Source organism: Sinorhizobium americanum (genome assembly GCF_001651855.1).
Taxonomy (GTDB): domain Bacteria; phylum Pseudomonadota; class Alphaproteobacteria; order Rhizobiales; family Rhizobiaceae; genus Sinorhizobium; species Sinorhizobium americanum.
Map to the genome: position 1 here is coordinate 13634 of NZ_LNQC01000071.1, position 12593 is coordinate 26226.

A 12593-nucleotide genomic window follows, 5' to 3' on the forward strand; every position below is an offset into this window, starting at 1 on the left:
TGTCTTTGACGGGCGCTGGCGGCGTCCGAACTCGCTTTCAATCGCCGTTGATCGAAGCAATTTCAGAAAAGCAAGCGTCGTGCCAGTTTCGGGATTATTCTCTTAGCCGATTGAATTACCTAAGTAATTTAGAACTCGGGCAGGCCTGCCTAATAAATGAACACGACCACTGCTGATTAATTTTTGTGCGATGCGGCGTTCGGGGGAGATCTCTGCCGCTGAAACGAGCAGCGATGTCGCTCAGATGTCGTCGAGCGATGCGCGGGGAAGCCCCGCCGCCTTCACCGGGAAGGCCGAGATATATTCCCCGATGCGTTTGGGGTCGAAGACGTGTCCGTCCATGAAGCCGTCGCCGGGCATTGCGCCTTCGAGGACGAGATCGGCCTCCGCCGGCGGGGCCGCTTGTCCGAGCGCGCGGCGGTAGAGATCCGGTCGGTAGGCGGAAACGCTCGCCTCAAGCCCTTCGGCGCACATGGGTGTCTGTCCCCAGCGGACCATCTGGCTGTAGATCCAGAGCGCCTGGCTCGGGCGGGGAAAATTGGCCGAGCCGGCGTGGAAGACGAAATAGTCGTCGACCACACGCTGGTTGCCTTCGGGGTCGATGGTGAATTGGCCGGCCAGCACCCGGCGCAGGATATCGACGGGGGCTGCGACGTAGCGCTGCTCGGAAAGGACCTCTGCGAGTGCCGCGCGGTTTTCCGCCGCGTCGCACCAGCGGGCGGCGCCATCGAGGGCGACGAGCAGTCTCGATACGGTCTCGGGATTGGCATCCGCCCAGTCGGGCCGCATGCCGATCACCTTTTCCGGCGCCGAAGGCCAGATGTCCTGCTTGGTCGCAACGATGCGGCCGACGCCGCGCTCCGAGGCGACCATGTTCCAAGGCGCGCCGACGCAAAAGCCGTCGATCGCCCCGGCCGCGAGCGCGTCGGACGTCATTGGCGGCGGGACGACGACGAGCTTGACGTCGCGGTCCGGATCGATGCCGCCGGCGGCAAGCCAGTAGCGGAACTCGTAATTGTGCGAGGAAAACGGGTAGGTGACGCCAAGCGTCAGCGGCGGCCTGCTGACGGCCCGGTCGCGACGGATCACCGCCGCCAGCGCTTGCGCATTCGCCAGGGCGTTGTCGCTCGCGTCGAGCTCGCCCTCCCGCTGCATCTCGGCATAGAGCCGCGTCGACAGGGTGATCGCATTGCCGCCGCGCCCGAGCGAGAAGGGCGTGATTGTCGGCGACGGGTTGGAGCCGAGGCCGAGCATCGCCGCGACCGGCATGGGGGACAGCATGTGCGCGACGTCGAACTGGCGGAAGGCCAGCCGGTCGCGCACATTCGCCCAGGAGACATCCTTCACCAGATCGAGGGTGATGCCTTGCTTTTGCGCAAAGCCGAATTCGGCTGCGGCGATCAGCACGGCCGCATCGACGAGTGGAAGGAAGCCGGCCCGCACGGTGCGCGACCCTTCGGCTCCCACGATGGAGGGAGCGGGCAGGGCCTCGCCGGCGGCGAGCTTGCTCGCCTTGGACTCATCGATATTCGTCAATGCGTTCACTCCGGTCTCTCCCGACGCGCTGCTCGATGCGCGCGGCGTCCGTCCCTCATCGGATCAGCAATCCGGCGGCGGTCACCACACTTTGCGCGATTTCCGAGATCTTCTTCTTCTCGTTCATCGCGGTCTGACGAAGCAGCGTGAAGGCCTCCTCCTCGGAAAGGCCCCGCATTTTCATGAGAATGCCCTTGGCGCGCTCGACGAGCTTGCGCTCCTCGAGCGCCGATTTCGCGTCTGCAAGCTCACGCTGCAGCCGGCTGAAGGCGTTGAAGCGACTGACGGCCATGTCGAGGATCGGCTTGACGCGCTCCTTTCTCAACCCGTCAATGACGTAGGCCGAGACGCCGGCTTCGACCGCCGCCTCGATCGAGGCCGTATCGGAGCGATCGACGAACATGGCGATCGGCCGGCCGACGGTGCGCGTCAGTTGGAAGAGGTGTTCCATCATGTCCCGGTTGGGGTTCTCGATATCGATGACGATCACATCGGGCTGAAGCGTCTCGATGATCCGTGCCACCCCATGGACTTCATGGATGACCGTAACATTGCCGTGGCCCGCTTCGCGCAGACCTTCCTCGATGATCGAGGCGCGAATGGCGTTCTCGTCAATGACTAGGATGGTCAGGTCTCGATGCGACATGCTGCATCATGATGCAGTGCAACAAGTTTCGCAATATCTTTCTGCCTAAATAATTTGCTGATTGGGCAAATGAGCAAATTTTAGGCAAAATGCCCCATGAAGCACATCGCGCTGCGCAAAAAATGGGCTGGAATTTCGATCATCGATGGCGAGCCAGCGCGCCGGGCAACCAGCGCGTTCGGGGTGTTTCAATTCCAAGCTTTGCTGAATCGCAAATCGGCGAGGACGGAACAGCCGCAAAGCCTGCGGCCCCCAAATTGGAACTTTCGCGGAGCCGGCCGGTTGTAAGTTGCAGCCGTCAGCAAAGCTGACGGCTGAGGAGCATGGGAAACATCGTTATGCAAGCTGTCCTGTTCGTCTCGGTTTCGGCTTTACCACTGGGGGCCGGTCTGTTGCTCATCTGGCTCGGGCCGCTCTGGGCCGCAGAGCGCAATTGCGGTGACGGCCGCTACTGGACCGTACCAAAGCCGGAGGAGACGCACGCTTCGCACTAGCCGGTGGTGTCGCTCGCGGTCTGCCGCCGTTGCCGACTGGTCATCGGTGCGCCGATGATTTGCTCTCACTGACTTGGCATCAGCTCACTGGGGCCAGGTCTCAAGCGTCTGAACGAAATGGGTGAGCCACATATTCGTCTGATGGCCGTCGAGCGCCCGGTGGTCGATGGTCAGCGACACATAGGCCGTCGGCCGGACCTGGATCGTGTCGACGCCATCGATCTCGCGCACAACGACCCGCTTCTCGAGCTTTCCGACACCAAGAATCGCTGACTGTGGCTGGTTGATGATGATCGGTGCCGCAAGCAATGATCCCGATACGCCATGGTTCGAAATTGTGAAGGTGCCGCCTCTGACCTCGGCCGGGCTGAGGGCGTTTGCTCGTGCCCGGGCCGTCAGGTCCTGCAGCTTCGCCGCGATTTCGGCGAAGGAGAGATCCTGAGCCTGATGGATCACCGGTGCGATCAGGCCCTTGTCGCCGAGCGCGGTTCCAACGCCGATGTTGATGTCGTCGAAAACTTCGAGCGCATCCTCGTGCCAGCGGCTGTTGACTTCGGGGACGGCGCGCATCGCGGATACGCAGGCGGAAACGACATAGGCGGTATAGGAGAGAGCGATGCCCTCCGCCGCCAGCCTCGCCTTATTCGCGTCCCGATGGCGCATGACCGCCGAGAAGTCGGCTTCGAAGACGGCGGTCACGTGCGGCGCTGTGGTCACCGAGGTGAGCATATGCGCAGCGATCGAACTGCGCATGCCACTATGCGGTATCTTCCGCGAACGGAGCGTTACGACCTTGTCGGCAGGTTCGATCTCTGATGGCGGTTGGGTGGGCTTCGCCTCGGACGCAGGAGCGTGGCGTTCAGGCCTTTCCGCGAAAGCCCTGTCCATGTCTGCGCGGGTGACGCGGCCGTCCCGGCCGCTGCCGACAATGGTCGTCGGATCGATGCCGTATTCTTCGGCCGCGTGGCGCACGGCAGGGGAAAAATGCGGTGACTGCGCAGCGCTCTTCGCCACCCCCTGGGCCGGCGCGGCGGGCGGCTCACGACCGGGTGTCTCGCTGCCGATCCGGCCGAGAACGGCGCCGGGTACGGCATCGTCGCCGTTCTCCATGAGGATCTCCGCAAGGATGCCGTCAGCCGGGGCGGGGACTTCCTGGGTCACCTTGTCGGTTTCGAGCTCGACCAGCGGGTCGCCCGACTTCACGGTTTCGCCGATTTTCTTGAGCCAGTTGCGGACGGTCGCCTTCGTCCCCTCCTGTTCGATGGGGGCGTTGATGTCGATGAGGTCGTCCATGCTCAATACTCCAGCAGGTCGGTGATTTTCCGGCGGATACGCTCCGTCGAGGGCACCGCCCAATCGAGCAGGACCGGGTTATGGGGGCTTGGAATATCGGGCATGGTGAGCCGAGAGACGGGGGCATCCAGATCCATGAAGGCCTCGTCGGCGACGGCCGCGGCGATTTCCGCGCCGAAGCCGGCCGTGCCGAGATCCTCGTGAACGATCAGACAGCGGCGGGTGCGGCGGACCGAGGAAAGCACCGCGTTGCGGTCCCAGGGCATCAATGTCCTGAGGTCGATCACGTCGGCGGAAATCCCCTCTGCCGCCTCCTCGCAGCGGTGCACCATGGCGCCCCAAGTGACAATGGTGACGTCGTTGCCTTCGCGCGTGAACTTCGCCCTACCGAAGGGCAACGCGAAAGCATCGCCTGGATAGGGGCGCCGCGCCCAGGCATGGTCCAGCATGGCGCGATGCTCGAAGAAGATCACCGGGTCGTTGCCGCGCAGCGACGTGCGCAGAAGTCCGACGGCGTCCTCGGCGTTGGAGGGAACGGCAACCTTCCAGCCGGGCTGGTGGACGAAGGCGACCTCGTTCGTCTGGCTGTGCCACGGGTCGCCGCATTTGAAGAAGCCGCCCGGCATACGCAGGACAATCGGCGCGGCGAAGCGGTTGTTTGTGCGCCAGCGGATCGTGCCGCAATCGTTGATCTGTTCCATCGCCGGTTCCGCATATTTGCGGAACTGGATCTCGGGAACGGGCACGAGCCCGGCGAGCGCCATTCCGACGGCCCGTCCGACGATGCCCTCTTCCGAAAGCGAGGTGTCGAACACGCGCGTCGCGCCGTATTTCTCCTGCAGTCCGAGGGTCACGGCGTGAACGCCGCCCTTGGGGCCGATATCCTCGCCGAACAGGATGACCCTGTCATTGATCGACATTTCATGGTCGAGCGTCCGCCGGATCGCCGTCACCATGTTGATCCGCTGACCGTCGCCTTGGGGCGTCTCGGTCGTCTCCGGCGGACAGTAGCCGGCACGGTGCTGGCCGCCCATCACCTGCATCTCGCTTTCGAAGAAGACATTGCGGGTCAGCCTTGCAGGATCGGCGACCGGTCGGGACTCGGCTTCGATGCGCGCTTGTTCGGCGGCCGCCCTCGCAGAGTCAGCAACCCGATCCCATTCGTCGTCGCTCAAGACGGTGGGAACGAGATAGTCCTTCAGCCGCGGCAAGGGATCGCGCGCCCATTCGCTTCTGACAAGCTCTTCGCTCTTGTAGGCCTGCGTATCCTGGAAGCTGTGTCCCTCGAGGCGGGGCACTCGCAGGCGCAGCAGAACCGGCCGTCGTTCCCCGCGCACAAGCTCCACGGCGCCTCTGGTGAGCCGTGCGGCCTCTTCCGGATCGGAGCCGTCGCCATCGAGAATCGTCAGGTTTTTCCAGGCCGCGAGATTGGCGGCGATGTTGCCCTCGGGTGTCTGCAAGGACGAGGGGACCGAAATGCCGAAGCCGTTGTCTTCGATATAGAAGAGCATCGGCAGGCCTTGCGTCGTGGCCACCGTCAGCGCCGACCAGAAGCCGTTCGAGGCGACCGAAGCATCGCCGCCGAGGACGACGGCGATGTCGCGGTCATAGTCCCTGTTTTTAAGCTGCTTGCTGAAATAGCTGATCGCCTGCGCCCATCCGGCGGTCGGCGTGTATTGCGATCCGACGCCGCCGCACATCGGCAGCGCCGAGGCGCCGTTCGGATTGGGATAGTTGAAGACGACGCCGATGTCGCGGCCGTCGGAATATCCGCCGGCGCGCGCCATGGCCGAGCCGAGCGCATCGGCCGGGTCGACGCCGAGTGACAGCAGCAGCGGGCGGGAACGATAGTAGCCGCAGGCGGCGTCATGTCTTCCCGTGAGCTTCAGCCCCAGCAGGATCTGCGCCATGTCATGGCCGCGTGCCGAAAACTGATAGAGGACCTTCTTCTCCGGGACGAGGCGCTTCTCCTCCATCTCGTCGAGTTCGCGAGACAGAAGCATCAGATGCACTACCCGCTTCCAGTCGATGTTCTCGTCCGGTGCGTTCCGGCGGTCCGGTTTGAGTGCAGCCTGTCCCATTGCCTTATCTCCTCCAGGTTCCTCACTGGAAGAATAGCTCGCATCGGGCGCAAATCGGTTTCAATATTACAGGATTTTCGATACCAATTGATGAGCTTGTTTCATTTTCGAAAGAATCATGATGAACACGTTCAATCTCGATCCGGTCGACCGAAAGATCCTGAGAATCCTCCAGGAACAGGCGGATATCAGCCATGCTGCGTTGGCCGAGGCGGTCGGTGCCTCGCCGGCGTCCTGCTGGCGGCGGATCAAGGCGCTCGATACGGCCGGCGTGCTCGGAAAGGCCGTTCGGCTCGTCAATCCGGACCTAGTCGGGCGCGGGCTGAACGTCTTCTGCCATGTGCGGATGAAATCCCACGACCCGGTCGCCCGCCGCAGTTTCGAACGCTTCGTCGAGAGCCACGAAGAAGTGCTGGAGTGCTACTCGATGTCGGGCGAGTGGGATTATCTGTTGCGCGTCGTCGTGGCTGACGTTGCCGATTACGAGCGCTTGCTGATGCATGGCATCCTGACGCATGACGCGGTGGCGAATTCGTCCTCGCATTTCGCCCTGAAGAGCGTGAAATATTCGACCGCAGTTCCGGTGTGATGCCTCGGCCTTTCAGACGCGAAGACTAAGCAGCCTGTGTTTCGAGCAGGGCAAGGCGCCCCTCCGTCTCTCCGGTTATGGCGAAGAGCGGACCGGCCCCGCTGACGAAGGTGCGCCCGATGTGGGCGTCGGCTAAAGGCGACAGGAGCCGATAAACCGCGGAGAATAGACGGCGTGCCTCCATGCCGGGCCAATCCTTGGGCAAAGCGGCAGCGGGCAGGCGGGGGTCATGCAGCAGGACGGTTCGGAACCGATGGATGAGGAGGAGCCGCATCGTAAGCGCCGCGGCCGGCGTGAACGGGCTCGTCTCTGCAAGGCGGGCAGCCAGCGCGAACTGGGCGAGGAATCGGTGATAGGCGGCGGCGTGCGGCGCGAGGTCCCAGTATGCATCCACGAAAGCGGCGAGCGCCTTTGGATCCGGCGAGTCGGCCCGCAGCATCAGGACGTCGGCCGATCCAGGCACCTCTCTTGCCGGCCCGATCGCCAGGCGCGGGTCCAGCCGGGCGTAGCCGGCGCGCTCGAGGGACTGCATCCTCTCCTCGGCGTCGGCGCCTCTCAGATGCACCAGTTGCCAGCTTTCCGCTTGCGGGCCGCCGAAAATGATCCGGGCCGCCGCAGCGAAGTCGCTGCCGGCTGCCTTGGAAAGGCGATAGTAACTGCGCCTTCCTTCTCTCTCGCCCAGCAGCTGCCCGGCGGCGACCAGCCGCGAGACGGCGGTGCGTACCAGCGTTTCGCTGATGCCGACGGCGGCGCATGTGTCGATCAGATTGCCGATCCAAACGACGCCGCCGCGAGGCTCCACGACGTCGCCGTAGATCGTAACGATGAAGCTGGCAGCCTTCAGCGGCGTCTCGGCGAGGATGTTCTCGACGAGCTCCGCGATGCGACCGTCTGCCTCGTTGCCTTGTGCCATTGCTCGACTCGCGACTTCTCCAACCACCCCCGATCACATTCCATGAGGAGCCGCAGAACACAATGGACAGAGCAGGTAGTGGCGTTGTCCTGCCCGGTCAGCCAAAGCGCTGACGTTCAGAGGACCGCCCCTTTCTTGGACGGCGGGTGCCGGCCCAGCATCGTCGTCCAGAGACTGGTTGCGTTGAAATTCCAGTCAGGGGGCGGCGCACGCTTTTCCGCCGGCATCCGTTGCAGCGCGTCGAGGAGAAAGAGCGCGTCGATACGCTTCTGGTCGACATAGTTGGCGCGCAGCATCGCCGCATCCACGCCGGAGGCTAACCCCGCGCGGGCAAAGATGGCGGCCCAGGTCCGTTCCTTGTAGAAAAGACTTGCCCCCGCGTCGGCGATGCGGGCTGCCGCCGCTGCGGATAGGAGGTCCTGTTCGCCGAGAGAGCGCAACGTCGCTCGCAGATTGACGAGCGGCACTGTAAGTGGCGCATAGCCGAGTTCCTCCGGCGCATGCAGCAGCGCCACGTCGGAATCATCCACTGTCTCGCCGTCGATGTACTGGCGAAAAACGTCACCGATCCCGACCATGCCGAAGAAGGCGCATTCGGCGGCCCGCAGGGCGCCCATGCTGGAGGCGCCGAGCACCGCGACACCCTCGGAGAGGGCGAAGAGTATTTCCTTGTGCCAGACGGGAGCGACGTATTCGAAATTGCCATCGATCAGGGCGATAGCCGTAGCCCCCTCGCTGACGGCGCGAAGGATATCACCCTGCGTGGCGGGCGGCCGGATCGCCAGTGCGTCGCCGACGATTCTGGCTGCATCGGGGACGGTTGGGCCGACGAACACGATTTTCATGCAGTGCTTCGAAGTGCGACAGCGCCCATTGCGCGCCTGATAAGACGCGCGGCACGGTAGGACCTAGCTGTGCAAGGGTTCGGCATGGCGGGCCGCCGACGGCACGGCCGCCTGTTCCGCCTCGCCGGAATTCGCCATGGCGGCCACGAGGGCGATGATCTTCTTCCGCAACACCGGGTCGGCGATCTTCAGGAACGCCCTGTTGAGGGCGATCCCCTCCTTCGAGGCGACAAAGGAAGAGATTTCGTGTGACTCATGCACGTCGGCCGCGGTCTCGCGCGTCTCTGGCTTCTCGTCCTGCTGGAAGAAGAAGCTTGGATGCACGCCGAGAATATCGGCGATCGCCTGCAGCCGGCTTGCGCCGATGCGGTTCGTGCCCTTCTCGTATTTTTGCACCTGCTGGAAGGTGATCCCGAGGCCGTCGGCGAGTTTTTCCTGGCTCATTCCGACCATTAACCTACGCATTCTGACCCGCGAACCGACGAAGGTATCGATCGGATTTGGATTCTTCTTCATCTAGTGATTCTCCTCGCGATCTCTCACCACAGTTATATATAAGTTTGCTCGCATAGGCGAGCGGATGCAATCACTGCGCGCCAAATTCTATGGTTGAAATGGCGCTTTTGCGGCAAGGAACGGTAATAGCCGCGTGACGTCGCCTAGCGGATCGCTACCCCGGCCAATCCGGACGCCGCCGACGCAAGCGCGGCGAAGCCGAAGGCGACGAGGAGGAGCCCGGAAAGGCGCGAGGTCCAGGCGGAAAAGCCGTCGGGCAGCCGGGTCTTGGCGAGGGCGACGCCGCCGCTCAGGAGGAACCACCAGCCGAGCGATCCGAGGAAGACACCGGCGACCAGGATCGCGGCGCTCGCGCCGTCGCCGACGGCGGCAAGCCCGAGGCCCGCAAAGATCGCCGCAAAGGTGAGGATCGTGGTCGGGTTCGCCATCGTCAGCAGGAAGGTCGCGGTCGTGGTGTGCAGCAGATCGCGTGCGCCGATCTCGGCTGCCGCCGGCATCGGCCGCGGCGTCAATCCGCGCCAGCCAAGCCAGAGCATGAAGACCCCGCCGAAGACGCCGAGCGGCACCGAAAGCGTCGCGAGAAATGTCGCGAAGGCCGCAAACCCGGCCGCCGCCATCATCGCGTAAGTTGCATCGGCAAGCGCCGTGCCGAGACCGCCTGCGACGCCGGCCCAGAAGCCGCGGTCCAGCGTACGGCTGATGCACAGCGCGCCGATCGGTCCAAGCGGCGCGGCAATGGCAAGCCCGAGGAGCAGCCCCTTTGCGAAGAGCAACAGGGTCATGATCTCACCCGCTTCGCCTCGTCGCTGGCGGGCAAGGTGACAGGCCGTTCCGTGGCGGTGGAGAGCGCCAGCACGGTCTCGCTGCGGGCGAGGTAGCGGCGCGCCTTCAGTTCCGCCAGAAACGGTTCTATGTCGCCGAGCGTTGGCATGCGCACCTTGGCGCAGTAGGACCAGGCGCCAGTCACGTGATGGCACTCCGCAACCGCCGGGTGCGAGGCGATGAAGCTGCGAAACTCGCTCTCGTCGGCATCGGTCGCCAGCGCGATCCAGACGAAGGCAAGCACATCGAAGCCGAGGATCCGGTGGTCGACCTCGAGCGTGAAGCGGCGGATGACGCCGCTCGTCACCAGGCGGCGGATGCGTTCGTTGACCGCCGAAGGCGAAAGGTCCACCGCGGCGCCGATGTCCGTCAGCGAGGCGCGAGCGTCGTTCGCCAGAATTCCAATGATTTTTTTGTCCGTGATATCCATAACGGAAAAATACATTGCAACGTTGCTAATGTACAGAGAATACTTAAGGCCTGCCACGCGGCAGATCGATGTCCTTCAGGGCATCCAGTGGCCCGGTCAATGCCGTCCTCGGCGGCACGAGCTCCGGCTCGACCAGATGGATCCGCGGCGCCGCCCGAGGCTGTTCGATCACCTCGAAGGCCTTGGCGATCATTCCCTCGACATTCTGCCGGATCATGATAACGGGAAAGGGGAGAAACGAGGCGAAAGGATCGTAGTCGTAGCAGCCGACGACGAGGTCGGTGAAATTGTCGTGCGGATGCTCGGCCATGAAACGCAACAGGCCCTCGAAATTGATCGACGAATTGACGAAGAGGCCGCGGGGCAGCTTGCCGTGCCGGCTGTAGAAGGCGTCGAAGGCCTTTCGAGCATTGTTCGCGGCGTAGCCGGTCGGCTGGATGCATTCGTCCGGATCATCCCTGAGCAATTCCTTTTTCACGGCCCGGAAGCCGCGGATGCGTTCATGGCTGGCATGGTCGTTGCGGCCGCCGAAGAGATAGAGATCGCGCGGCTGGAGCGGCCGGTCGGTGGGAAAGTGGCGGATGATTGCCTCGGTCAGTAGCCGGCCGCCTTCGAAATTGTCGCTGATGACGGATGGAACCTTCGTGCCCGGGAGGTCGATATTGATGTGCTTCAGCCCGGCCGCTTCGCAGACCTCGTGAACCCCGTCCGGATCCGTCGCGCCGCAGATGAACAACTCGTCGATGGAATAGGAAATCAGCGTTTCGGCGGTCTTGCGTTCTTCCTCCGGGTCGCGGCTGGCGCTGACGACGATCGGGCACTGGCCCTTGCTACGCACATGCGCCTCGAAGGTCTGGGCAAGCGAGGAGAAGTAGCGGTTGTCATGCACGGGCAGAAGCAGTCCGACCAGGCCCGAGCGCGAGCTGCGCAATCCGCGCGCCTGGCGATTCGCCGTATACTGGTGGGTTTCGGCGAGGCTGCGGATGAGCTCGGCGGTGCTTTCCTTGATGCGCCGCTTGCGCCAGGTGCCGTTCAGCACGGCGCTAACCGTTGACGGCGAACTGCCCGAGAGCACCGATAGATCGTAGATCGTCGCCTTTTTCTTACCGCTGTTCGCCATCTGAGCCTCCACGAATCTCTTAGAGCCGATTTCCGCTTGACGAAAGATTAAGTCTGCAGGATAGTCTCTGCACCATCGATTGTGCAAACAAGAAATATCGATTGCGCACGGCGTGGGTCGTCTGAGGAGGCGGCGGTCAGCGGCGGGAAACTCGCTTCTCGTCAAGGAGGATTGAAACTGGAGGCCGGCGCGCCAGCGCCCGGGTGAGTTCCCGTTGCGGGAACCTGTGGAGGAGAGACATGATCAAGACATTTCTTGCTGCCGCTCTGGCGGCTTCGCTTTCGCTCGCCGGTGCCTTTTCCGTCGCGGCGCAGGATGCGCCGAAGGTCGGCGTCGTCGTCAAGATCGGCGGCATCCCGTGGTTCAACGCCATGGAAATGGGCATCAAGGAGCGAGGCCAGAAGCTCGGCCTCGACGCCTTCATGGTCGGTCCGACGAGCGCCGACCCGGCCCTGCAGGTTCGCGCCATCGAGGATTTGATTGCCCAGGGCGTGAAGGTCATCGGCGTCGTGCCCAACGATGCCAAGGTGCTGGAGCCGGTGCTCACCAAGGACAAGGAAAAGGGCATCATCGTCATCACCCATGAATCGCCGAGCCAGAAGGGCGCCGACTGGGACTTCGAGCTTGCCTCGTCGCAGGGCTTCGGCGAGGCGCACGGCAAGCTGCTGGCAGAGAAGATGGGCGGCAAGGGCGAGTACGCGGTTTTCGTCGGTTCGCTGACCGTGCCGCTGCACAATGCCTGGGCCGATGCGGCGATCGCTTATATCAAGAAGAACTACCCGGAGATGACCCTGGTCGGCGAGCGCTACGGCGTAGCCGAGGATGTCGACAAGAGCCGCTCGACGGCGCTCGACCTGATCTCCGCTCATCCGAACCTCAAGGGCTTCCTCGCCTTCGGCAGCCAGGGCCCGATCGGCGCCGGACGTGCCATCGAGGAACGCCGCAAGGTTGGCGAGATCTTCGTTCTCGGGCCCTTCTCGCCCGGACAGGGCCAGAAGCTGGTGAAGTCCGACGCGATCTCCGGCGGCTTCATGTGGAATCCGAAGCAGGCCGGCGAAGTCTTTGTGACGATGGCCGATAAGCTCCTCAAGGGCGAGGAGATCAAGGACGGCGATGAGATCGAGGGGCTGGGGGTCGTCCATCCGGACTTCCAGAACCGCAACATCATCGTCGACCAGCTGGTGCCGATCAACAAGGACACGGTCGCCGATCTCGCCGCGATGGGTCTCTGATAGTGCTTTGAGGCGGGATGCCGCGCCGTGCATTTCGCCTGAACGGGTTCTCCCGGCTGCTGGGCCGGCTCCGGCC

At 63.5% G+C, this 12593-nt stretch carries 14 protein-coding genes; 4 read left to right on the top strand and 10 right to left on the bottom strand.

The annotated features are described in order from the left end of the window. Window positions 1-240: 240 nt before the first annotated feature. Both ATC00_RS20710 and ATC00_RS20715 read right to left on the bottom strand, forming a co-directional pair. Window positions 241-1545 carry a CmpA/NrtA family ABC transporter substrate-binding protein gene (locus ATC00_RS20710; RefSeq protein ID WP_064254199.1) on the bottom strand — a complete coding sequence of 435 codons (1305 nt, stop codon included), beginning with the start codon at window positions 1543-1545 and terminating at the stop codon, window positions 241-243. 46 nt (window positions 1546-1591) lie between these two features. Then, window positions 1592-2182, bottom strand: a complete 591-nt coding sequence (locus ATC00_RS20715; protein WP_064254200.1) for an ANTAR domain-containing response regulator — start codon at window positions 2180-2182, stop codon at window positions 1592-1594. 96 nt (window positions 2183-2278) lie between these two features. Between ATC00_RS20715 and ATC00_RS20720 the strand changes: the two genes are divergently transcribed. Further along, on the top strand, window positions 2279-2470 hold the full coding sequence (locus ATC00_RS20720; RefSeq protein WP_064254201.1) for a hypothetical protein: 192 nt from the start codon (window positions 2279-2281) through the stop codon (window positions 2468-2470). Between the two features lie 50 nt (window positions 2471-2520). Further along, window positions 2521-2676: a hypothetical protein gene (locus ATC00_RS32645; RefSeq protein WP_156878026.1), complete on the top strand. Its 156-nt coding sequence runs from the start codon at window positions 2521-2523 to the stop codon at window positions 2674-2676. Between the two features lie 84 nt (window positions 2677-2760). Here ATC00_RS32645 and ATC00_RS20725 read toward each other — a convergent pair whose 3' ends face one another. Next, window positions 2761-3969, bottom strand: coding sequence for a dihydrolipoamide acetyltransferase family protein (locus ATC00_RS20725; RefSeq protein WP_064254202.1), 1209 nt, complete (start codon window positions 3967-3969; stop codon window positions 2761-2763). A 2-nt stretch (window positions 3970-3971) separates the two neighbouring features. Beyond that, window positions 3972-6050 (bottom strand): alpha-ketoacid dehydrogenase subunit alpha/beta, encoded by a 2079-nt coding sequence (locus ATC00_RS20730; RefSeq protein WP_064254203.1) that lies wholly within the window; start codon window positions 6048-6050, stop codon window positions 3972-3974. A 118-nt stretch (window positions 6051-6168) separates the two neighbouring features. On the opposite strand from ATC00_RS20730, the gene ATC00_RS20735 reads away from it, so the two are divergent. After that, entirely contained in the window at window positions 6169-6639 is a 471-nt protein-coding gene (locus tag ATC00_RS20735; protein ID WP_064254204.1) for an Lrp/AsnC family transcriptional regulator, read from the top strand. A 25-nt stretch (window positions 6640-6664) separates the two neighbouring features. On the opposite strand, the gene ATC00_RS20740 is transcribed toward ATC00_RS20735, so the two are convergent. From ATC00_RS20740 to ATC00_RS20765, 6 genes are all read right to left on the bottom strand, one after another. Then, complete coding sequence (locus ATC00_RS20740) at window positions 6665-7552, bottom strand: PaaX family transcriptional regulator C-terminal domain-containing protein (protein ID WP_064254205.1); 888 nt, start codon at window positions 7550-7552, stop codon at window positions 6665-6667. A 116-nt stretch (window positions 7553-7668) separates the two neighbouring features. Further along, on the bottom strand, window positions 7669-8397 hold the full coding sequence (locus ATC00_RS20745; RefSeq protein ID WP_064254206.1) for a TfuA-like protein: 729 nt from the start codon (window positions 8395-8397) through the stop codon (window positions 7669-7671). A 63-nt stretch (window positions 8398-8460) separates the two neighbouring features. Continuing rightward, complete coding sequence (locus tag ATC00_RS20750) at window positions 8461-8913, bottom strand: helix-turn-helix domain-containing protein (RefSeq protein ID WP_064254207.1); 453 nt, start codon at window positions 8911-8913, stop codon at window positions 8461-8463. A gap of 143 nt (window positions 8914-9056) precedes the next feature. Beyond that, window positions 9057-9695, bottom strand: coding sequence for a LysE family translocator (locus ATC00_RS20755; protein WP_037384238.1), 639 nt, complete (start codon window positions 9693-9695; stop codon window positions 9057-9059). Next, the gene (locus tag ATC00_RS20760; RefSeq protein ID WP_082912465.1) at window positions 9692-10180 is read right to left on the bottom strand and encodes an Lrp/AsnC family transcriptional regulator; all 489 of its coding nucleotides are present in this window, start codon (window positions 10178-10180) and stop codon (window positions 9692-9694) included. Before ATC00_RS20760 ends, ATC00_RS20755 begins: the two co-directional genes overlap by 4 nt. 28 nt (window positions 10181-10208) lie before the next feature. Beyond that, complete coding sequence (locus ATC00_RS20765; protein ID WP_064254209.1) at window positions 10209-11285, bottom strand: LacI family DNA-binding transcriptional regulator; 1077 nt, start codon at window positions 11283-11285, stop codon at window positions 10209-10211. A gap of 239 nt (window positions 11286-11524) precedes the next feature. Here ATC00_RS20765 and ATC00_RS20770 point away from each other — a divergent pair, with 239 nt between their 5' ends. After that, on the top strand, window positions 11525-12517 hold the full coding sequence (locus ATC00_RS20770; RefSeq protein ID WP_082912466.1) for an autoinducer 2 ABC transporter substrate-binding protein: 993 nt from the start codon (window positions 11525-11527) through the stop codon (window positions 12515-12517). The last annotated feature ends 76 nt before the right edge of the window (window positions 12518-12593 follow it).